The 23,176-nt window shown below is 38.2% G+C and carries 19 protein-coding genes; 6 read left to right on the top strand and 13 right to left on the bottom strand.

The window, feature by feature from the left end:
• Window positions 1-2 precede the first annotated feature (2 nt).
• The 4 genes from H7254_RS13580 to H7254_RS13565 all read left to right on the top strand — a co-directional run bounded on the left by H7254_RS13580 (window position 3) and on the right by H7254_RS13565 (window position 4,227).
• The gene (locus tag H7254_RS13580; RefSeq protein ID WP_301933483.1) at window positions 3-641 is read left to right on the top strand and encodes an O-methyltransferase; all 639 of its coding nucleotides are present in this window, start codon (window positions 3-5) and stop codon (window positions 639-641) included.
• Window positions 642-669: 28 nt separating this feature from the next.
• Window positions 670-1,836: a glucosaminidase domain-containing protein gene (locus H7254_RS13575; protein ID WP_301933482.1), complete on the top strand. Its 1,167-nt coding sequence runs from the start codon at window positions 670-672 to the stop codon at window positions 1,834-1,836.
• 31 nt (window positions 1,837-1,867) lie between these two features.
• Window positions 1,868-2,404: a hypoxanthine phosphoribosyltransferase gene (gene hpt, locus H7254_RS13570; RefSeq protein WP_301921182.1), complete on the top strand. Its 537-nt coding sequence runs from the start codon at window positions 1,868-1,870 to the stop codon at window positions 2,402-2,404.
• A 68-nt stretch (window positions 2,405-2,472) separates the two neighbouring features.
• A complete protein-coding gene (locus tag H7254_RS13565; RefSeq protein WP_301933481.1) occupies window positions 2,473-4,227 on the top strand; it encodes a VWA domain-containing protein in 1,755 nt (584 codons plus the stop codon).
• Here the strand turns inward: H7254_RS13565 and dnaJ are convergent.
• Window positions 4,224-5,402, bottom strand: coding sequence for a molecular chaperone DnaJ (gene dnaJ, locus H7254_RS13560; protein ID WP_301933480.1), 1,179 nt, complete (start codon window positions 5,400-5,402; stop codon window positions 4,224-4,226). The two genes, H7254_RS13565 and dnaJ, sit on opposite strands and share 4 nt — an antisense overlap.
• 96 nt (window positions 5,403-5,498) lie before the next feature.
• Window positions 5,499-6,167: a nucleotide exchange factor GrpE gene (locus H7254_RS13555; RefSeq protein ID WP_301933479.1), complete on the bottom strand. Its 669-nt coding sequence runs from the start codon at window positions 6,165-6,167 to the stop codon at window positions 5,499-5,501.
• 78 nt (window positions 6,168-6,245) lie between these two features.
• On the opposite strand from H7254_RS13555, the gene H7254_RS13550 reads away from it, so the two are divergent.
• Window positions 6,246-7,427 carry a class I SAM-dependent rRNA methyltransferase gene (locus H7254_RS13550; RefSeq protein ID WP_301933478.1) on the top strand — a complete coding sequence of 394 codons (1,182 nt, stop codon included), beginning with the start codon at window positions 6,246-6,248 and terminating at the stop codon, window positions 7,425-7,427.
• Between the two features lie 119 nt (window positions 7,428-7,546).
• Here H7254_RS13550 and H7254_RS13545 read toward each other — a convergent pair whose 3' ends face one another.
• From H7254_RS13545 to H7254_RS13535, 3 genes are all read right to left on the bottom strand, one after another.
• Window positions 7,547-7,936: a T9SS type A sorting domain-containing protein gene (locus tag H7254_RS13545; RefSeq protein ID WP_301933477.1), complete on the bottom strand. Its 390-nt coding sequence runs from the start codon at window positions 7,934-7,936 to the stop codon at window positions 7,547-7,549.
• A gap of 78 nt (window positions 7,937-8,014) precedes the next feature.
• A complete protein-coding gene (locus H7254_RS13540; RefSeq protein WP_301933476.1) occupies window positions 8,015-8,485 on the bottom strand; it encodes a redoxin domain-containing protein in 471 nt (156 codons plus the stop codon).
• Between the two features lie 217 nt (window positions 8,486-8,702).
• Window positions 8,703-9,638, bottom strand: coding sequence for a hydrogen peroxide-inducible genes activator (locus H7254_RS13535; RefSeq protein ID WP_301933475.1), 936 nt, complete (start codon window positions 9,636-9,638; stop codon window positions 8,703-8,705).
• Window positions 9,639-9,752: 114 nt separating this feature from the next.
• On the opposite strand from H7254_RS13535, the gene H7254_RS13530 reads away from it, so the two are divergent.
• Window positions 9,753-11,285, top strand: a complete 1,533-nt coding sequence (locus H7254_RS13530) for a catalase (RefSeq protein WP_301933474.1) — start codon at window positions 9,753-9,755, stop codon at window positions 11,283-11,285.
• 367 nt (window positions 11,286-11,652) lie between these two features.
• Here the strand turns inward: H7254_RS13530 and H7254_RS13525 are convergent, their stop codons facing one another.
• The 8 genes from H7254_RS13525 to H7254_RS13495 all read right to left on the bottom strand — a co-directional run bounded on the left by H7254_RS13525 (window position 11,653) and on the right by H7254_RS13495 (window position 23,126).
• Complete coding sequence (locus H7254_RS13525) at window positions 11,653-13,341, bottom strand: ATP-binding protein (protein WP_301933473.1); 1,689 nt, start codon at window positions 13,339-13,341, stop codon at window positions 11,653-11,655.
• On the bottom strand, window positions 13,341-14,468 hold the full coding sequence (locus H7254_RS13520) for a sensor protein KdpD (RefSeq protein WP_301933472.1): 1,128 nt from the start codon (window positions 14,466-14,468) through the stop codon (window positions 13,341-13,343). The genes H7254_RS13525 and H7254_RS13520 overlap by 1 nt, the downstream gene beginning before the upstream one ends.
• 363 nt (window positions 14,469-14,831) lie before the next feature.
• Window positions 14,832-15,893, bottom strand: a complete 1,062-nt coding sequence (locus tag H7254_RS13515) for an outer membrane beta-barrel protein (RefSeq protein ID WP_301933471.1) — start codon at window positions 15,891-15,893, stop codon at window positions 14,832-14,834.
• A gap of 10 nt (window positions 15,894-15,903) precedes the next feature.
• Window positions 15,904-16,467, bottom strand: coding sequence for a K(+)-transporting ATPase subunit C (locus H7254_RS13510; RefSeq protein WP_301933470.1), 564 nt, complete (start codon window positions 16,465-16,467; stop codon window positions 15,904-15,906).
• A gap of 96 nt (window positions 16,468-16,563) precedes the next feature.
• Window positions 16,564-18,609: a potassium-transporting ATPase subunit KdpB gene (kdpB, locus tag H7254_RS13505; protein ID WP_301933469.1), complete on the bottom strand. Its 2,046-nt coding sequence runs from the start codon at window positions 18,607-18,609 to the stop codon at window positions 16,564-16,566.
• A 93-nt stretch (window positions 18,610-18,702) separates the two neighbouring features.
• Window positions 18,703-20,418, bottom strand: coding sequence for a potassium-transporting ATPase subunit KdpA (kdpA, locus tag H7254_RS13500; protein ID WP_301933468.1), 1,716 nt, complete (start codon window positions 20,416-20,418; stop codon window positions 18,703-18,705).
• A 15-nt stretch (window positions 20,419-20,433) separates the two neighbouring features.
• Window positions 20,434-20,514 carry a K(+)-transporting ATPase subunit F gene (gene kdpF, locus H7254_RS21520; protein WP_367875446.1) on the bottom strand — a complete coding sequence of 27 codons (81 nt, stop codon included), beginning with the start codon at window positions 20,512-20,514 and terminating at the stop codon, window positions 20,434-20,436.
• 638 nt (window positions 20,515-21,152) lie between these two features.
• The gene (locus tag H7254_RS13495) at window positions 21,153-23,126 is read right to left on the bottom strand and encodes a KUP/HAK/KT family potassium transporter (RefSeq protein WP_301933467.1); all 1,974 of its coding nucleotides are present in this window, start codon (window positions 23,124-23,126) and stop codon (window positions 21,153-21,155) included.
• Between the last annotated feature and the right edge of the window lie 50 nt (window positions 23,127-23,176).

Here is a 23,176-nt window from a genome sequence, read left to right as displayed (position 1 = left end):
TTATGGAGCTGGTAAGCAGGGAAGCAGAAGAATATGCTGCTAAATTTTCTTCGGAAGAAGATGGACTTTTGCATGCATTAAATTTACATACAACAAAAACGCATGCCCACGCACATATGCTGAGTGGCCATGTGCAGGGAAGTTTTTTAACGATGTTGAGTCAGTTATTGCATCCAAAAACAATATTGGAGATTGGTACTTTTACCGGATACAGCGCATTGTGTTTAGTAAAAGGATTACAATTTGGGGGCAAACTGCACACCATTGAATTGCGGGACGAAGACGCAACAACAGCAAAGGCATATTTTGAACTATCAACTTACAGAGATAATATTGTGCAGCATGTTGGTGATGCCAGGCAAATTATTCCTGCTTTGAATGAATTGTGGGACATGGTTTTTATTGATGCAGATAAAACAGGGTATATTGATTATTACGAATTAATTTTACCTTCTGTAAAACCGAATGCTGTTATCATTGCCGATAATACGTTATTTCACGGGCAGGTGCTGGAACAAAATGTCAGTGGCAAAAATGCCATAGCGATGCATGCTTTTAATGAGCACGTAAAAAAAGATACAAGGGTACAGCAGGTTTTATTAACTGTCAGGGATGGACTGACGCTGATAAGAAAATTATAAATATCCGTTCACCAAAAGGCGATTAATTATGATAAAAAAAATAATTTATTTATTGACGATGGTTGCCGGTATTTGCGGAAGTGTAGTTGCGCAAACTATCACGCCGGATCAATATATTGAAAAGTACAAAGACCTTGCAATAAATGAAATGAAAAGAATGGGGGTGCCTGCAGCCATAACCCTGGCACAGGGGTTACTGGAAACTGAAAATGGTAACAGTGTGCTCGTAAAAAAATCGAACAATCATTTTGGTATAAAATGTAAAAGCTCCTGGACATCAGATGCCGTAACTCATGATGATGATGCACCGGGTGAATGCTTTCGCAGTTACAAAGACGCAGAAGCTTCTTACAGGGATCACAGCAATTATTTACGTGGAAAAGAATGGTACGCTTTTTTATTTACGTTAGACCCGACAGATTACAAAGGTTGGGCAAAGGGTTTACGAAAAGCGGGTTATGCAACCAATCCTAAATATCCAGACATTCTGATAAAAAATATTGAGCAATACAACCTGCAGCAGTATTCTTTAATGGGGGCTAAAGATTTAGCCAAAATCGAAACCGGAAAATACCAGGACGATAAAGAACCTGCCACTGAAAAGCCATCTGATAGCAATGACCCGAACGTGCCGGCTGAAGCAAATGCAATAAATTATATCAACGGTCATAAATATATCAATGCACAAAAAGGTACTTCGCTGCTGGCAATTGCCACATCCAATGATATTGATTTAAGTAAATTATTGGCATTTAACGATCTGGAGGAAGATGGGATTCTTAAAAATGATCAGATTGTTTTTTTACAAAAAAAATCAAAAACCGGGCAACAGGATTTTTACCTGGTTCAGCAACAGGAACCTATTTATGATATTGCACAAAAAAAAGGTATCCAGTTAAAATACCTTTTGTTATATAATACCATTACAGAAAATTCACTAATTCCTTCCGGAACAAAATTGTATTTAACTCCTGCACCACAAACACAGCAAGCAGTTGGAATAAAGAATACAGCAGCTTCAGCAGTAGTTAAAAATGAGCCGGTTGTTCTGCCTAAAACACACGCTGTTCAACCCAGGGAAGGGTTGTATGCCATCGCTAAAAAATACCAGGTAAGTGTACAACAATTACGGCAGTGGAATAACTTAACAACCGACTATTTAAAAATAGGTCAGCAGTTAATTGTATCTGAATAGTCTTCTTTAAAAATATAAACAGCCAACATCAATGTCAGTGATCCAGGTAAATGATAAAAAATTTAAACCATACATCAGTGCATCAAAAATCAGGAACCGGATAAAAGAACTTGCTGAAGAAATTAACACAGCGTATGATGGCAAACGCCCGATATTTATTGCCATTTTGAACGGCTCTTTTATGTTTGCTTCCGATCTTTTTAAAGAAATACATATTGATGCTGAAATATGTTTTATCAAACTGGCTTCGTATAAAGGCACCCGTTCTACCGGCAACGTTATTACTTCCATAGGGCTGGATGAACCATTAAAAGACAGGCATGTCATCATTATCGAAGATATTGTTGATACCGGCACTACCTTGCATAAATTTTTACCACAGTTATACATTCAGCAACCAGCTTCTTTAAAAATAGCGGCTTTGCTGCATAAACCAACCGCTTTACAGCATCCGGTTGTAATAGATTACCTGGGTTTTAGTGTACCCAACATTTTTTTACTGGGCTTTGGGCTTGATTATGACGGGTTAGGCAGGAACCTTGCAGAAATTTATCAGGTAACAGAATAATAATAAAGCTATATTAACATAAGTTTTGTGCCAGATAAATTTTATAACTAACCACAACTCCTTAACAGTTGAAAAAATTAATTGTCTACATATCCTTTCTTTTTTTTGTGCCTGCAGCCAATGCCCAGTATTATCTCCGGGGCGAAATAAAGAATGGTAAAAATGAATTATTGCAAAATGTAAAAATCTTGCTTCGCTCAGATAAAAATTTATATTATTCCGGAACGTCCGGCGGCTTTGGTATCTCCTGTCACTCTCTTTATGATTCTGTTACATTGATTTTAGATGGATATGAAACAAAATCCGTAGGCATAAAAACAGATGTATTTCAGCAACTTACTTTAAAAACGCTTTCGGCTAACATCAGTAAAAATAAGCCCAAATTAATCTCTATTACAAGGGATCAGGATTTTTCATCCAACAATACCTGGTACGTTAGTGATGAGTCTTATTTTTCGTTGGTTGAGAATGAAACGGTTACCGTAAATAAATTTCCAAACGCTTCTTTTTCGCTTAACATTAATAAAGCATCCTACAGCAATGTCCGCAGGTTTCTCACCACTAAAAGTTTGGTGCCGCCCGATGCAGTGAGGATAGAAGAATTATTGAATTATTTTAATCTTCATTACAGGGAACCTGAAAAAAAAGATGTTTTTGGTATTGAATCGCAGTTGTCTGATTGCCCCTGGAATAACAATAGCAAATTATTATTTCTAAATGTAAATGCCCGTAAATTAGATATGAATAATGTGCCACCATCTAATCTTGTTTTTTTAATAGATGCTTCTGGCAGTATGGACTTACCCAACAGGCTTCCCCTTGTAAAAGCCGCTTTTCAAATGCTGATAAAAAATTTACGGGCCATCGATACGGTATCCATTGTGGAGTATGGTGGTACGGTTTCTGTTTGGCTTCCCCCTACAAGCGGAGCGGAAAAGCAAAAAATTACCCAGTCTATTGAAGAGCTTACAGCCAACGGAGATACGCCTGGGGAATCAGCCATAAGAATGGCGTACGGGCTTGCAGAAAGGTCGTTTATAAAAGGAGGAAATAATAGGGTAATATTGGCAACGGACGGCGATTTTAATGTGGGGGAAACAAGCGAAAAAGCACTGGATGATCTGATAACCAAAGAGAAAAAAAGCGGCGTTTATTTAACCTGCCTGGGTGTAGGAATGGGTAACTTTAAAGATTCCAAACTGGAAACGCTAGCTAAAAGGGGTAATGGAAATTATGCATACCTTGATAATATAAATGAAGCAGAAAAAGTACTGATAAAAGAAGTTACCCAAACATTTTTTTCTGTGGCGGATGATGTTTATTTAAATGTACATTTTAATCCTGCGGCAGTTAAAGACTGTCGGCTGATTGGGTTTGATAATAAAAAAGATGCTATCACAGATAGTTCCGGAGAGCTGGAGGGAGGCGATATTGGCAGCGGAAACAGCGTACTGGCAATCTTTGAATTAACACCAACGGAAACGAATAGCATAGATACAACAGCTTTGCTATCTTATGCAAAAATCTCCTTAAAATTTACTTTGCCAGCAACTAAGTTAAGCAGGGAGCTAAATTACAATTGCCCTGCCAACTATCTTTCTTTTAATAATATTGATAAAGAATATCAATTCGGTACGGCCATTGCCATGTTTGGTATGAAGCTGAGACAGTCAAAATATTTTCCATTATCTGACTGGTCCGAAACCGAAAGAATTGCTACAGCTGCATACGATCCCGGTAACTATCTTCAAAAACAGTTTATACAACTGATTGCAATGGCTAAGAAAATCTATGTAAAAAAAAGAATGAAGATTAAATATTAGGCAAACATCTCTCTCACTTTATCAAAAAAAGATTTATCACCTTTCTCTGGTTTTGGCTCAAAATTTTTGCTTTCCTGCATTGTTTCGAGCATAGCTTTTTCTTCGGTACTAACATGTTGCGGTGTCCATACATTTACATGTATCAACTGATCTCCCTTTTCGTAAGAGTTAACAGCCGGAAAACCCTTTCCTTTTAACCGGAAAATTTTTCCACTTTGGGTGCCTGGCGGAATTTTTATTTTTGCTTTTCCATCAATTGTAGGAACTTCTATATTTGTACCAAAAACCGCTTCAGGAAAAGAAATATGTAAATCAAAAGCCACATTCAACCCGTCCCGGTGTAACTGTGCATGTGCTTCTTCCTCAATAAGAATAATTAAATCACCATTGGCTCCACCGCGTTCACCTGAATTGCCTTTGCCATTCATGCTCAGTTGCATGCCATCCTGCACACCCGCCGGAATTTCGATGGTAACTGTTTCTTCGCCATATACCCGGCCTTCGCCTTTGCAACTGGTACATTTATTAGCAATAGTGGAACCTTCGCCATTACAGGTTGGACAGGTGGTTACCGTTTGCATTTGTCCTAAAAAAGTATTCTGCACCCTTCTAACTTGCCCGCTACCACCGCAGGTTCCACAGGATTGTATGCTATTTTTATCTTTAGCGCCACTGCCACTGCAGGTAACGCAAGGTACATATTTTTTTACCTTCACTGTTTTAGAAGCGCCCTTGGCCATCTCTTCGTAATTCAGTTTTATTTTTATGCGCAGGTTGCTACCACGCACTCCGTGGCTGCGTCCTCCTCCTGACCGGCGTCCACCGCCACTACCACCACCTCCAAAGAAACTACCGAACGGACTTTCGTCGCCAAAAATATCTCCAAACTGGCTAAAAATATCGTCCATGTTCATTCCACCACCACCAAATCCGCCGCCACTGCTGCGACTACCGCTAAATGCCTGGTGCCCAAAACGATCGTACTGTGCCCTTTTATCAGCATCACTTAATATTTCGTAAGCTTCAGCTGCTTCTTTAAATTTTTCTTCAGATGCTTTATCGCCCGGATTACGATCGGGATGAAACTGCATAGCCACTTTGCGGTAGGCTTTTTTTATTTCATCCTGCGATGCAGATTTTGCAATCACCAATATTTCGTAATAATCTTTCTTCATAATTTTTTTAATGTGCTGTTATGCTAATTTGCCAATGTGCTTATGCGAAAACCCGGAGTTAAATATTCCTGATGGGCTTATCGGCACATTTTCTAATTATTTGCCCACAACCACTTTTGCAAAACGAATAATTTTGTCGTTTAGGTAATATCCTTTTTGTACTTCATCCAACACTTTATCTTTCAGCTCTTCGGTCGGCGCAGGTATTTCAGTAATAGCTTCATGTTTTTCAACATCAAAATTAGTATGGATACTTTCCATAGCTTTTAAGCCTTTTGCCTGTAAAATATTTCTCAACTTACCAAAAACAAGTTCAATCCCTTTTTTTATCTGTTCCAGATCTTTACTGGTTTGCAACTGTTTTTCAGCTCTTTCGCTATCATCCAATACATCCAGTAAGGAAGTAATAACCTCTTTTCCGGCAGTTTGAATCAGTTCAATTCTTTCTTTTGCACTGCGGCGTTTATAATTATCAAATTCGGCAAACAGGCGGATGTACTTGTCTTTTTGTTCCTCCAGTTCGCTCTGTATTTTTTCTAACGGATTTTCTCCGTCTTCATTGCTTAAATGTGTATTTCCAGGAATATCTGAATCCGCATTAATGTCCTGGAATCCCTCCATTTGCTCCGATGTAAATTGTTCGTCTTCTGTTCCTTTTATTTTTTGTTCCATATAATAATAATTAAGGCCTTCTTCTTTATAAAGAAATGAAGGTGGTAAATTGGGTGCAAATGTACGATAGTCAAACATTTTGCCAACCTTCATTTACAGCCAAATTGGCAATTGAACCCTTTACGATTGCAAATTTAAAAAGGAAGACACGTTAAAAGTTACCTTTACCGCATGAAAAGTCTTTTTCTTAATAAAAATGTGGGTAACCGGGTTGAAATGGGACATCCCTGGATTTTTGCCAATGAGATAAACCGTGGTAAAGCCCTGGATGCGGCTGCCAAACCAGGTGAAATAGTGAATGTATTTACGCATGATAAAAAATTTATCGGGAAGGGATATGTAAATCCGCAATCGCAAATAATGGTAAGATTGCTTACCAGAGATAAAGATGTTGTTATTGACGAAACCTTTTTCTATAATAAGATAAAACAGGCATGGGCTTATCGCCAAAAGTTGGGGTATACCGAAAACTGCCGTTTAATTTTTGGTGAAGCAGATGATATTCCACAACTCATTATTGATAAATTCAATGATTATTTTGTGGTGCAAACGCTGGCGTTGGGGATTGATATCTGGAAGCCGGCAATCGTGAATGCCCTCGTAAAGTTATTTTCGCCCAAAGGTATTTATGAACGCAATGATGTTCCGGTTAGGGAACTGGAAGGAATGGAACAACACAAAGGATTTTTATCTCCTGAATTTGACACCAATATCATCATTCATGAAAATGGAATAAAAATGAATGTGGATATTGCCAACGGTCAAAAGACCGGTTATTTTTTAGATCAACAGGACAACCGCCGGGCCATTGAGCACATTGTAAAAGGAGCCGATGTTTTGGGTGCGTTTTGTTACACGGGTTCTTTTGAAATAGCGGCAGCCCATTACGGTGCCAAAAGCGTTTTGGGCCTTGATATTAGCCAGGGTGCCATTGATATGTGTAATAAAAATGCGGCATTAAATCATCTCGAAAAAATATGTCGTTTTGAATGTGTAAATGCCTTTGATGTTTTAAAAGAATGGAGCAGGGAAGGAAAGCAATGGGACGTTGTACTGCTTGATCCGCCATCATTTACAAAAAACAGAAGTACCATTGATAAGGCAGTTGCGGGCTACAAGGAAATTAATTTGCGGGGCATAAAATTAGTAAAACCGGGAGGATTTTTAGTAAGTTCCAGTTGTACTAACCTGGTGCAGCCGGAGTTGTTTTTAGATATTATACAAATGGCTGCCAAAGATGCCAAACGAAAGATAAGACAGGTGGTTTTTAATGCACAATCAGCCGATCATCCAATCATTCGCGGACAGGAAAATACGCATTATTTAAAGTTTTTGATTGTGCAGGTTTTGTAATGCAATTATTGGAAAGGCGTATATCTGCTGGTTTAAAAATTGTATAAAAAATGGATTGAAATACTGAAGACTTTACAGTAAAAATTATTTTTTAAAAAAGGGAGAAATCAAAAGAGAAATTACCGAACTACTTGGAACTTACCGGAATCGATCACGTTACCATTTTTATCGCTGAGGCGAAAAATATATACACCACGATAAAAATTATTTAAGGAAAGATTGGTTAACTGAGAAAGCGTGTTTATCTCCAGAACCTTTTTGCCCATAAAATTAAATAACTGCAGGGAAAAAGATTTATCGTAACCTTGAATAAATTCGAAGTTAATTGCCGTAGTGGCAGGATTTGGATAATATTTAATCAGCTTTGCACAAGGCTCGCCATTAGAAGCAGCGATTTTATTTTGAGCAAAAGAAGTAAACATTAATCCAAATAATACAATTGATATAATTATTAATTTTTTCAGTATAGTAAAAGTAGTTAAAATTCTATAAACATTTAATACCTGCATTAAACAAATTAATATACAATTTATTGTGAAGGGTCAATAATAGGTTATAATTATTGACCCTTTGTATTTACATAACGGTTAGTTAAGTGTATCCAGCGTTTTTTCGATGGCAGTAAAATTTGGCAGATCACCTGCGCTTTCCAGTACTTCCGCATAGCGCACAATGCCTTCTTTATCTATCACAAAAGCAGAGCGTTTGCTTACGCCCTTCATGTCTAATATCCAATTCATATAAATGGCGTCATAGGCTGTAGAAACTTCTTTATTAAAATCGCTGAGCAGCGGAAAATTTAAATGTTGCTCTTCTTTAAATTTTGCCAGTGTAAATACGGAATCAACTGAAATGCCGAATACCTGTGCATTGGCATTGTTGTAAATAGCAATATTGTCACGCAGGCTGCACAACTCTGCTGTACACACGCCCGTAAAAGACTGCGGAAAAAACATCAGCAGTACATTTTTACCTTTGTAGTCTGCCAGGGCTACTTTGTTTTTTTCACTGTCGTGTAATGTAAATGCAGGGGCTGTTTGGCCGATTTCAATTGCCATAATGATGTGTTTTTAAGGTGTAAATATAGAGTGACTAAAATATCGGTAACAATAATCCGTAATTTTTTGTTTAACAATTTTAAAATTATTTTGCTTTTTACCTAAGCTTATAGTAACAAACAGCATTCACTTCACTTGTACAATAAGCTATTGAAATTATTCTTTTATCCTTCTGTTAACTTCAATTGTCATATTTATTATACATTTTTTCTCTACATCAGGTTTTTACCAGATTTTTATTTTTGTTCAACATAATTTTTGCTGGTATAGATGCAATGATTTCTGCTTTAAGTACATCTACCAATTTTTTCTTTACATAGTCCCGGTGTGTAACCAGGCTCACTTCCCTTACCGGAACCGGTGCTTTAAAATGCCGCACCATATTCAGTTGCTTTGATGTAAAATCGAGAGTGGCCATTTCGGGAAGAATGGTAATACCGTTGTTTTTCTCTACCATTTTTCTAAGTGTTTCTACACTACCGGCTTCATATTCAAAACGGCTATGGTCTTTACTTTGCTTTTTGAGTTCACACAAATTTATTATCTGCGAGCGAAAACAATGGCCCTCTTCCAGTAGCCACAATTCTTTTAGATCAATGTCGTCCGCAAGTACATACGTTTTTTTAAAAGCAGCATTTGATTTGGAAACATAGGCCACCAGCTCTTCGTAAAACAGGGGATATTCCTTGATGGCATTTTCCTGTAAAGGGGTTACCAGCAAACCTGCATCAATTTTTCCCGCTTTTAGTTTTTCTACTAAAATATCCGTGGTCATTTCTTTTACCCATATTTTAATATCAGGATATTTTGCAAGAAATGGTTGTAAAAACATGGGCAGCAGGTAAGGTGCCAATGTGGGTATAATGCCTATTCTTAATTCGCCCTGCAACACACCTTGTTTATCTTTTATCAACTGGTGCATCATCTTAACTTTATGTACAATTACTCTTGCCTGCTGAATTACTTCTTCACCTGTTTCGGTGGGTATAACGGGTTGCTTACTGCGGTCAAAAAGCTTTGTACCCAATTCTTCTTCCAGTTTTTGTATCTGCATACTTAGCGTAGGTTGGGTTACAAAACACCTTTGCGCAGCAGTAGAAAAATGCCGGTAAGTATCCAATGCAATAATGTATTCCAGTTGAGTAATCGTCATACGGTAAAAATAGATATTTTCTATATCATTATAATAAATATCAATATAGTTTATTGAAAGAATTATTTAAATTTGTCCCTTCATTCATTTTTTACACCTTTAAAACATATTTCCATGACCGAAGAAAATAGCAAAAGGCTTACAACTGCCTCAGGCAGGCCATTTGCTGAAAATGAAAATTCCATGAGCATCGGCCCACGTGGCCCGTTGTTATTACAGGATTATATCCTGCACGAAAAGATGGCGCATTTTAACAGGGAACGTATTCCAGAAAGGGTTGTTCATGCTAAAGGCTCCGGAGCATTTGGTACTTTTACCGTAACGCACGACATTACGAAGTATACCAAGGCCAAAATTTTTAGTACTATTGGAAAACAGACCAAAGCCTTGTTAAGGTTTAGTACGGTTGGGGGCGAAAAGGGAAGTGCTGATACCGAAAGAGACCCCCGCGGTTTTGCCCTTAAATTTTATACCGAAGATGGCAACTGGGATTTGGTGGGTAATAACACGCCCGTATTTTTTATAAAAGATCCCAAAAAATTCGGTGATTTTATTCATACTCAAAAAAGGGATCCCCGCACTAATTGTAAAAGCCCTGCTATGATGTGGGATTACTGGAGTTTAAATCCCGAAAGTCTGCACCAGGTATTGATATTGATGAGCGATAGAGGAACACCGTATGGCCATCGCCACATGAATGGATATGGCAGTCATACCTTTTCAATGATCAACAGCAGTAATGAAAGGGTATGGGTTAAATTTCATTTTAAAACTGCACAGGGTATTAAAAATTTTACCAGTGATGAAGCTACAGAAATGAAAGGAAAAGATCCTGATTTTTCACAACGTGATCTGGTATCTGCTATCGACCAGAAGGACTTTCCAAAATGGAATGTAAAAATACAGGTGATGACAGACGAGCAGGCAAAAACATTTCCCTTCAACCCTTTTGATCTTACCAAAGTATGGCCACATACTGATTTTCCTTTGATAGATGTTGGTGTACTTGAACTAAACCAGGTACCCAAAAATTATTTTGCCGAAATTGAACAAAGTGCTTTTGCGCCGGCGCATGTAGTGGATGGCATTGGTTACTCCCCTGATAAAATGTTGCAGGGAAGATTGCTTTCTTATCCTGATGCACATCGCCATCGCCTGGGTGGAAACTATGAACAGATACCTGTAAACCGTTGCCCGTATGCAGTAAATAATTACCAGCGTGATGGTGCTTTTGCTATCAATGGCAATGGGGAAGATGCACCAAATTATTTTCCCAATAGTTTTGATGATATTGTTATAGACACAGAATACAAAGAACCATCCATGCAGCTTGAAAGCACACTTGCAGACTGGTACGACAGAAATGGAGCAGGTGAAAATGATCATTATACACAACCAGGAATTCTGTATCGGACAGTGATGAATGATTACGACCGGCACAACCTAGTAAGCAATATTGTTGGTGCTATGAGTGGTATTGAAGGCGACAAAAAAGATTTGATTGTTAGCCGGCAGCTGTGTCATTTTTTTAGAGCAGATGTTCAATTGGGAATGGCAATAGCAAAAGGCTTGAATGTAGATGTTGATAAAATGATGAGTGCATTAAAAGCAACTCAGGTTACTACCGGAGCAATGCAATCTGTATAAAATATTTTCCAGAAAAACCAGAACTGTTCCGGCCTAAAAACCGGAACGTTTTTTTTGTTGGGCGTATTGTAAAATTATAACCGACTTGCCAATTACAACTTTTACAACTACGGCATATGCTTAAATTAGCCAGTCAGTCTGGCTAAAAATTAATCTGGTTTTCCGGGCTCTTTCATTTGTTCAAATAAGAAAGAAGGGCTGTCATATTATATTGAAAAAGAAAATACCAGCTGGTTCATAGGCGTATTAATTACCTGCTATAAAGGGCTGGCAGCAGGCACAATAAGCGGCATATTAAAAAATCACCCCAATAATTTTATATAATTTTTATGGCGATACAATCGTTCACCTGTTTTTTTGGTTTTTGCTAAGAGGCCGCATTTAAAACCAGCATAAAAGCACTCCCGGTACCGTAGTCACTTTCTACCATTATTTGTCCGCCCTGTGCTTCAATAAATTCTTTACAAATAGAAAGTCCAAGCCCGGTACCTTCTTTATGCGTACCTGGAACCCGGAAATAACGGTCGAATATTTTAGCCTTGTATTCAGGCGCAATACCCTGCCCGGTGTCTTTTACAGTAAAGTATATTTTTTTATCTTTTGAATGAATACTAACGAAAATGGCGGAGTTATCGTGAGAGTAGCGAATAGCATTTGATAGTAAGTTAATAAGCACCCAGGCTGTTTTTTCACTGTCTGCCAATACCTGTGGCAATTGTTCCGCCACAGAAATAGTTAACTGAATATTTTTTTGCTCTGCGGCAGTTTTGTTGGCATTGATAGCATAGTTCAGCATCTCTTTTGCATCGTTGGCAACAATACTCAATTGTATTTTACCACTATCTACCTGAGTCATATTCAGTAACTCGCCTGTTATTTTTAATAAGCGGTTGGTATCATCTTTTATGCTGTCCAGCAATAATTGCTGCTCTGTATTAACTTCGCCCGTTTGTTTATTATCCAGCAATTGTAAACTCATTCTGATAGCGGCTATGGGCGTTTTTAATTCATGCGAAACGGTGGCAATAAAGTTTGTTTTGGCTTCATTCAGTTCATGATAGGGCGTAATGTTTCGCAATACAATCACCTGCCCGATCACGGCTTCATTGGCAGTAACATTTATTACATCTTTGCTAAAAAAACTTTCCTTTTCATCCGCATAAATTTTTAATTCTTTTCTTGTTTCTTCTTTTAATAAAGTTCTCATCAGGTCGTTTTGGATAGCAATATCTGCTGCATATTTACCAATGATATCACTTTCCTTTAAACCCAGTATTTTTTCAGAAACCGCATTTACAAACAGGATATGCTTCTTGTCATCCAGACCAATAATTCCATCTTTCATCTGGTTGATGATGGTTTCTATCCGGCTTTTCTCAAACTTAATTTTTGCCAGGTTACTGTGTTCATATTCATCTAATTTTTCTGCCATACTGTTGAACGCATTGGCCAGCTCACCAAATTCATCTTTTTGGTCGAGGTAAATTCTCTGGCTGTAATTTTTATTGGCAATTTCCCTGATGCCCTGCGAAAGTTTGATTACCGGACCTGAAATTACTGCCGGAAAATTGTAGATAAATGTAATACTAACAATAATTAAAATGGTAAAAATAAGGGTAAGCCAAAAGCGGGCATCTTCTGCGGTTTTTTGCGCTATATCATTTTTTTTAAGAATGGCGTCCTGGTTAAGCGCATTGATTACCTGCAATGACTGGCGCAACTGTGCATAGTTGGAAGAATCTTTTGGATTGGACAGTAACTCTGTAAAATTTTTTCTTAAATCTTCGGTACTTTCTTTTTCACCAGGTTCTGTGATATTTGCTTCCTGCTTTATAAGGTTATTATCAAATATTTTAAATGCATTTTTTTGTGCCGGAATATCTTCCAATGCTTTCAGCATGTTGTTGGCATACACCAGTGATTCGTGGTTATTTTTTAAAACCTTTGAAGCATCATTACTAAGCTTGTTGATATAAAAAAATCCAAGAATACCAAAGGCCAGTATTACTGCAAATAGAAAAGAAAGACCCAGGGATAATTTTGTTTTAAGTTTCATTATGATAAAATTACAATGTCAATATCTGATTCGGATAATTTATTTAAAAGCTGGTTAAATACAGGCGTACTGAGGATAACATTGAATAAAGTAAGGTGAGGTTTACCTATGCAAATAGTGGTTATATTTTGTGCAACGCTTGCCTCCAGAATTCCTTTGGCAATATTTTTATTTTTTATTTTGATGATCTCTGCGCCTAACTCCGTTGCCAGTTTAAAATTGTTTATAAGGTGCCGTTGCGCCGCCAGGCCAATATTGTCGCCATCTTCTTTGGGTGTTTGCACAAACAGCACATACCACTTGCTGTTATAGTAGGATGATAACCTTGCCGTTTTGCGGATTACTTTTTTTGCTATCTCATGGTTGCTGCTGATGCAGGCTAAAAAACGTTCTGTTTTAAGATGCGTATTCCGGGGTAACTCTATCTCTATCTTGCGCTCCACTTGCCCTGCCACTTCTTTTAAAGCCAGTTCCCTCAACTGTAATATACGTTCGCTCTGAAAGAAATTCTTTAAAGAAATTTCTATTTTATCAGGTGAATAAATCTTGCCTTCTTTTAGCCTGGTGATTAGTTCATCTGCAGTCAAATCAATATTCACTACCTCATCGGCTTGCCCTAAAACGCTGTCTGGTATCCGTTCTCCTACATCAACTCCTGTAATTGTCTTGATGCTTGCATGCAGACTTTCTATATGTTGTATGTTTACCGCACTGATAACATTAATGCCGGCATCTAATATATCCACTACATCCTGCCAGCGTTTTTCATTTTTGCTGCCTTCGATATTACTATGCGCCAATTCATCTACAATCACTACTTCGGGATGAAGGTTTATCACCGCCTGCACATCAAACTCATCCAGTTCTTTCCCCCTATAAAACAGCTTACGCCTTGGTATAACGGGCAGGCCTTCTAACAAGTCATGCGTCTCTTTTCTGTTGTGTGTTTCTATGTAGCCAATCTTTACATCCACACCATTGCGCAACAAGGTTTGTGCTTCCTGCAGCATACGGTAAGTTTTTCCTACACCCGCACTCATGCCAATATAAATTTTAAACTTTCCCCGCCTGCTTTTGCGTATGAGGTCTAAAAAATGTTCAGCGTTTTTTTCTTTCTCGTCTGGCATTGTAAAAATTATTATTCCCGTGTAAATTTTAAATGTTCAACCAGTTGCAACATTAACAGATAATTTTCTGGAACTAAATTGCTTTTAGCTAATCCAAATCCTGCAGCTTTTTTTACGCTAATTTGTTTAAGGTTATAAAAACTTTCGTTAATAAAATCTTTTAAAGCGGGCATATCATTATTGTCTCAAAAAAAACTATCCATTACAACAAACCTAAAATCTCCCAGGGATAGTTTTAGGTAAAAGTTTCCACCGTGGTTGAATACATTCAATTCAGCAGTGTACACCACCTGCAGGAAATAGCTATTTACGCCTCACAACCTTCGTTGTTCCTGGCACCTTATAACAACTTAACATCCACTACTAAAAATGGTATACCACTGCTAAAATAAAACTACCGGTTGATTTTGCGGATGTGGTTATATTTTTATAAAACGCTTCTGTACCAGCTTTGTCAAACCTAACTTCAGGAATGATGATTAAATTATCTATTTTAAAATTGGCAGATAATGTTGGTGCAAATATATTTTTTAAACCAAGGTATAAATCCTTGTCGCTGATGTACTCACCCCGTAACGTAAGCCCAACCCAGGTTGCAGGGTCGTAGTTAAGGTATAAAGCAGCACCGCTCCAGATAGATTTTTTGAAAGTGCCACTGCTGTCAAGGTCTGCTTTTACAGATTGCAACGTACCATTTATACCAATACTAAATTTACCTGACACTGCGTAAGTAGCCACAACATCTCCCTGAATTACTTTTTTAAAGTCGTTTTGTTTGCCGCCTGCAAAATTAAAATAAGCTTTTAATTTGTCGTTTTTAGATGCAGTAGAAAATTGTGCAATAAATGTTTTTGGAGCTGCCGGTGCAGAACGGTAATCGTTAGGGTTTGATATACCCAGCATCACCGCAGACTTGCCACCAATACTAATATCTGCCTTTAAGCCCGTGTGAGAAAATGGCCCGTTGGTAAACATATAACTCATGCTGTAATTTCTATTTAAATAAGGGTCCAGCACTTCATATCCAATGTGTGTACCCCAGGTACCCAATGTAAATTTAATTACAGATGATGGTGAATAAGTAACATACAATTGTTTAATGACTAATCTTGTATTGGCATCATTGTACGCAAATTCTTCTGCTCTTTTTCCAAAGCCAAGGTCCACAGTAGCACTCACTTTTCCAAAACTATGGTCGGCCCGTAAAGATGCCATTCCTAATTCAAAAGAGTTGCTGGAATGTGTAAAACTTGTTAAGTTATTGTAGGGCGAAATTTTTGGGTTATTAAAATTGTACCTGTAGTAGCCGTCTACAGAACCAGTAATCGTAACCGGCGGCGATGTTTTTTTTGTTGAATCTTTACCCTGCGAATAAGTTAGCTGACTACTTGCAATAGCTACAATTAAAATCCATATTTTTTTCATTGTATTTTAATTATTTTAATATATCTAATTGAATGTTGAGCTGAAGTACATTCACTTTTTTGGGTCCAAACAATCCCAGCAGAGGATTCTGTATTTGTTGTGCAACAAGAGCGTTTATTTTTTCTGCTGAAAGGTTCCTTGTTTTGGCAATTCTTTCCACTTGTACATAAGCACCTTCCGGAGATAGGTCTGGATCTAGCCCGCTACCAGAAGCAGTTACTAATTCTGAAGGGATAGCTTCTTTTTTTATAGTGGGGTTATGTACAATAAAAGTATCTATCCTGTCCTGTACCTGCTTTAAATAATCAGAATTAGTGGGCCCTTTGTTAGAACCTGCAGAACCTGCGGCATTGTAATCCACACCAGATGGCCGGCTCCAGAAGTATTTATCTGCTGTAAATTTTTGGCCAACATTGGCATAACCCACTACTTTACCGTTTACGCTAACGGTTACGCCTTTGCCCCCACCTGGAGCAAGTTTTGCCACTGCTGCAATAAACAGTGGATACAATACTGAACATATAACAATGAACACCAGCGTTATTTTTAACGAAGGCAACAAATATTTTTTCATTTTATTAATTTTAAGATGTCAATTTTTACTTTGAACGATGCAAAAAAAGGAGTACAAAAAGTTTAGTATTTATATTTTGTATCAACTTTATGATGTCTACATAAATAAGCCTAAAAGCATATCGATTAATTTAATCCCTATAAAGGGAACAATGATACCACCCAGACCATAGATTAAAAGATTTCTTCGCAGCAAGGCACTTGCACCTATTGGTTTATAAGCAACTCCTTTTAAAGCCAGTGGGATAAGTATCGGGATGATAATGGCATTAAATATAACTGCTGATAAGATGGCACTTTCGGCGCTTTTCAGGTACATGATGTTGAGCGATTGAAGCCCTGGGATAGATACGATGAACAGGGCAGGAACGATGGCAAAATATTTAGCCACGTCATTTGCGATAGAAAAGGTAGTGAGCGTTCCCCGGGTCATTAACAGTTGTTTGCCTATCTCAACTATCTCAATCAATTTGGTAGGGTCGTTATCAAGGTCAACCATATTGCCAGCTTCCTTTGCTGCTGCAGTGCCGCTGTTCATAGCTACGCCCACATCTGCCTGGGCAAGGGCGGGCGCATCATTGGTACCATCGCCCATCATCGCAACCAGCTTACCGCTTTGTTGTTCCTTCTTGATGTAGTTCATCTTGTCTTCTGGTTTGGCCTCTGCTATATAATCATCTACGCCTGCTTTTTCTGCAATAAACCTGGCAGTAAGCGGGTTATCGCCTGTTACCATTACGGTTTTTACACCCATCTTTCTTAAGCGTTCAAAACGTTCCTGTATGCCTGGTTTGATGATATCCTGTAACTCGATAACACCCAAAGCCTGGTTGTTACAGCTAACTACCAGTGGAGTTCCACCGTTACTGGCAATAGCTTTTACCCTCTCTTCAGTTTCAGCTGGAAAAGGATTGCCAGCTTTTATAACCATGGTTCGGATAGAATCAAAGGCACCTTTGCGCACCTTTGTACCATCTGCCATATCCATACCACTGCTTCTGGTTTCTGCTGTAAATTTTATAAAAGCAGACTTTTCTGTGTTAAAATGATTTGGTGGCAGCTTGCCCAATTCTACAATAGATTTTCCTTCGGGGGTTTCATCCGCCAGCGAAGACAGTACCGACATTTCGATAAATAGTTTTTCAACTACGCCAGGTGCAGGATAAAAATTGGTAGCTTTTCTGTTGCCAATGGTGATGGTACCCGTTTTATCTAACAACAACACATCCAGATCGCCCGCTGTTTCTACCGCTTTACCACTTTTTGTAATTACGTTTGCACGCAAAGCTCTATCCATGCCAGCTATGCCAATGGCGCTTAATAAGCCACCAATGGTAGTGGGTATCAAACATACATACAAACTAACAAATGCGGCGATGGTAATAGGTGTGTTTGCATAATCTGCAAAAGGCTTGAGGGTTACGCAAACTATTAAAAAGATAATTGTGAAGCTTGCCAGTAAGATGGTTAATGCAATTTCGTTGGGTGTTTTCTGGCGGGATGCACCTTCAACCAATGCAATCATTTTATCTAAAAAACTTTCGCCGGGATCGGTGGTTACTCTTACCTTAATTTTATCCGACAATACTTTGGTACCGCCCGTAACGGAGCTTTTGTCGCCACCGCTTTCTCTTATCACCGGAGCACTTTCGCCGGTGATGGCGCTTTCATCGATCGTAGCAATACCTTCTATTATCTCGCCATCCATCGGTATCATGTCGCCGGTTTCACAAAGAAATACGTCCCCTTTTTTTAATTGGCTCGACGGTACTATCTTCACTTCATTCACGTACATGTCGCCCACTGGCTGTATCCATTTTGCGGGTGTTTCTTCTCTTGTTTTACGTAAACTGTTTGCCTGTGCCTTTCCCCTTGCTTCTGCAATAGCTTCTGCAAAATTGGCAAATAGTACGGTGATGAATAATATCAGGAATATTGCCAGGTTGTACCCAAAATGTCCCTGCGTTTTTTCACCGGCCAATATCCAGATGCATACTGCAAGCATGATGGCAGTTCCAATTTCCACAGTAAACATTACAGGGTTGCGCATCATGATGCGTGGGTTTAATTTTACAAAAGACTGCTTGAGCGCTTCCTTTACAAGTGCTGGCTCGAAGAGTTTATTTGATTGTTCCTTTGCCATAATTTTTATTTTTGCCGTAATGCTATGTCTGATAGAAACAGTACGGAGTTAGGTTTTATTGATAAATTTTACTGATGATTTATTTTACATCATTTAATGGATACTGAAATATTCTGCAATTGGGCCTAGTACCAGCGGAGGAAAATAAGAGAGCGCTGTAACGATGATGATTACCGCAAATGTCATCATGCCAAATGTAACCGAGTCTACTTTTAAAGTACCTGCAGATTCGGGAACGTATTTTTTATTAGCCATCAAACCAATGATAGCAATAGGCCCAATGATAGGCAGGTACCTGCCAAGTATCATAGCAAAACCGGTAGTAATATTCCAAAAAGGATTATTAGCTGTTAGCCCTGCAAGACCGCTGCCATTGTTTGCGTTTGAAGAAGTATATTGATATAACATTTCAGTAAAACCGTGGTAGCCGGGATTGTTTAACCATGCACCTGGCTTAACGGCCCAATCTGCATTGGCATGATGAACAACGTAATAAGCCGCCAAAGCGGTGCCTGCTTTTATAATAAAGGCAGATAATAAAGTGACCAATGCGGCTATCTTAACTTCTCTCGCTTCTACTTTATGACCCAAAAATTCTGGTGTACGGCCAACCATCAACCCCGATATAAATACCGCAATAATTATGTAGATAAAATAGTTTAGTATGCCTACACCGCAACCTCCGTAAAAACCATTTACAAGCATGGCAAGTATCTGCATAAGCCCTGATAATGCCATAGAACTATCGTGCATGGAATTTACAGACCCAGTAGATATAACTGTGGTAAGAATGCTCCAGTAACCGGAAGCAGCCGGGCCGAATCTTACTTCTTTGCCCTCCATTGCACCGGTTAATTGCGCAACGCCCATTTTTGCTATCAGGGGGTTTCCGTGAATTTCTGTAATGACGGTGGGTATCACTAAACAAAGAAATCCCAGCGTCATCACGCCAAAAATAATGTAAGCGAATTTTTTACGTTTGATGTAGAAGCCCAATGCAAATAGCAATGATATTGGTATCAGTGCCTGACCAATTATTTCAACCATATTGGTAAAGTAATTGGGGTTTTCCAGCGGATGCGCAGAGTTGGCGCCAAACCAGCCGCCGCCATTGGTGCCTATGTGCTTGATTGCGATCATGCCGGCAGCTGGCCCGCGGGATACCTGCATGGTATCGCCCTGCAATGTTGTAATAGTATCTTTACCATCATAGCTTGCAGGCGAACCATTGAATGCCAGCAGTACGGCAACCACTATACAAAGCGGTAGCAATATCCTGGTAATACTTACCGTAAAAATTTGCCAGAAATTACCCAGGTTGTTGGTTGTTTTTTGTTTGAGGCCATTGAACAAGGCAACCAGGCAGGCAATACCCGTGGCGGCACTGACAAACTGTAAAAAAGTTATAACAAAAAGTTGTGTAAGATAGGTAACGCCGCTTTCGCCGGAGTAATCCTGCAGGTTACAATTTACCACAAAACTGATAGCCGTATTAAAGCTAAGGTCTGCTGTCATGTTCGGGTTACCGTCTGGATTCATGGGCAAGTGCGCCTGATAGAGAAACATAAAAAATGCATACACCAACCATAACATGTTTATGGTAAGCATAGCTTTTAAAAATTCCTTCCAGGTCATGGCCTGTGCAGGGTTGATGCCGGTTATTTTGTATATCAGCCGTTCAACTGGCTTCATAAAATCAGTCCAGGTTTTTTCTCCGCCAAATACTTTGGCAATATATTTACCAAGTGGAAAAGCTAATAATACCGTAAGTAAAAAAGATACTATTATACCTATTAATTCTGTGTTCATAATTCTTTTTTAAGATTAAAATTTTTCGGGTTTCAATAAAACGTACAGCAGGTAAACAAATACCGCTATCGAAAGAATGAAGAGTATTAAAAACATGTTTTGTAGATTTAGTTTTTTAAAAATTGTGGTTGGTCAACATTAAATATTTTCAAAATAATCAATGCATTTAAAAAAAAGGGCAAAGCATAACAGCCCTGCAATTAGTAACAAAAATGTGGTCATAAAATTTAGTTTAAAATTTGTTTAAATCTTATTTATTAGAAAGGCTTTTCTAATAAATAATTGCGCTGTAGTATATTTGGTTGCAGCTACTCAGTATCTACACATGTTGCTCCAATACTTGTAATTATCTTATAATTGTTTCCTTCAAGGATGCGTTCAGGAATATTAGTTACCCGAGATATTTTTTAAAACATTTTGGTTTTTCTCCATAGCCACCTTCGATATAAATAAGGCAGTTTTATATTTATTGATCATGTTTTTAATTTTAGAACCAATGGTTTGCCAATAATGTACCATAACACAAATTCTTCTATAATATTTCTAAGATGCTGTGCCACATTGCATTTCGCCAGTATCAGGTTACTATAATAAAATAGGAAAATAAAAAAACCCTTCCGTTTTGGAAGGGTTTTTTATCAAAAAAGCATGGTGCGAAGTATATTTTTTAGGATGGGAATAATCGGTTATACCGGTTTTAGCAGCTACTTAATCTGGCTAAAAATATAGTAATATTATTCTTTGTGATGATCAATTCGTTTAAGCGGAACATTTATCACCGGTGAAACCACGAGAGGAATACGTTCGATCGCTATATCTCCCATCTCCAAACCAAAAGCCTTTTTATCAGATTGACCCAGGTTTAAAATGGCAAAATAAGAGTTGAGGATAAAACTATCCTCAAACGAAAACTCATTTTCTATAGAGAGGAATTTTTGGATCAACACATACCTTACATCAGCAGAAATATTATGTTTGTTTAACAATGGCGCTTCATGATTAGTGCCAACTTCCAGTTCATGGTGTTCAACCATTTCCTGCATTACTTTTTTAAGAAAAAGATTTATTCTTGGCTGAATACGAAAGCCCAGGCGAAACTCTATCCTAATAATTTTATCATGTTCAATTTCTTCTACAGAATATTCCATGGTGTAAGGTTCATCTGTCCGGTCGATATGAACAAACCAATACACATCGGCACGCTTGGGCCGTTTACTGAAAATGGATTCTAAAATTCTTTTTTCAATACTTTTTGAGTTATTGGCTTTTGTCAGATATACAAGATGGGTAGCATATTTAGGTTCATTTAAGTTTACACTCAAATTATGTAATGCAGGTACAAAGGCATTAATGGTTTCAAAATTTAAAAAGCGGTTGGTAATTTTTCTTGCCTTGTACCAGATATACATGATAAATACCAGCATGATTTCAAATATTAAGAACATCCATCGTTGTTTTATCTTGGCAACATTGGCTATAAAAAAAGAAATTTCTACCGCTAAAAAAATGGTGACTATCAAAATAAAAACAGGGGCGGCCCATTTTTTTATAAACTTCATGTAGTAGAACATGAGCATAGTTGTCATTAACATGGCGATAGTAATGGAAAAACCATACGCAGCCTCCATTGCGCTTGATTCTTTAAAATACAGCATCATTACCACACAGCCAATCCATAAAATCCAGTTAATGCTGGGAATGTAAATTTGCCCCCGTACATTGGTAGGAAATTTTATAGTGATGCGTGGCCAGAAATTCATATTCACCGCTTCGCTTATCAAGGTAAATGAACCGCTGATCAATGCCTGGCTTGCTATAATGGTAGCCAATGTGGCAACAACTATAGACGGTAATAAATATGCATGAGGGATAATTGCATAGAATGGATTGATACCATCTAATGTTGTTTTGCCACTTTTTAGTAACCATGCCGCCTGCCCAAAATAATTGGCTACCAGTGCAATTTTTACAAATATCCAGCTTACCTGAATATTCTTTCTGCCGCAATGTCCCAGGTCGCTGTACAATGCTTCTGCGCCGGTGGTGCATAAAAAAACAGAACCCAGCAGCCAAAAGCCCTTAGGATAATGGCTTAGCAAATCGTAGGCGTAATATGGATTAAAGGCTGATAAAATGTGCGGATAGTAAGTTACCTGAACAATACCTAAAATCATGATCATAATAAACCAGACAAGCATGATAGGGCCGAAGAAACTACCGATTACTTTAGTGCCAAATTGTTGAAAGAAAAATAATAGGGAGATGATACCCACAATAATTCCAATGGTAAGTGCATTGCCGGGCACAATAATATTTTCTAATCCGTGTACGCCATTGAGGCCCTCTATGGCAGAAGAAACAGAGATGGGTGGTGTTATAATTCCATCGGCCAGCAAGGTAGCAGCACCAAGTGCAGCCGGAAAATACAACCAATGCCTGTACCGCCACACAATGGCATATAATGAAAATATGCCGCCTTCCCCTTTGTTGTCTGCCTGCAGCGTAAGCAGTATATATTTAAAAGTTGTCTGCAGGGTCAATGTCCAGAAAACGCAGGAGATGCCCCCATATACCAGTTGATCTGTAATAACTCTTTTTCCAATAATGGCAGAGAAAACATAGAGTGGAGAAGTGCCGATGTCGCCAAAAATAATTCCAAGGGTAATTAATAAGCCAGCGCTGGTAATCTTTTTTAAGTTAGGGTTCATAACAGTTTTTTGGTTATAAAAATTGCATAGATATACCTGTAAAAACAGCT

It is taken from the genome of Ferruginibacter sp., assembly GCF_014377975.1.
Classification (GTDB): Bacteria; Bacteroidota; Bacteroidia; order Chitinophagales; family Chitinophagaceae; genus Ferruginibacter.
The sequence above is the reverse complement of the archived record's forward strand: the minus strand, read 5'-3'. Positions and strand labels throughout refer to the sequence as shown.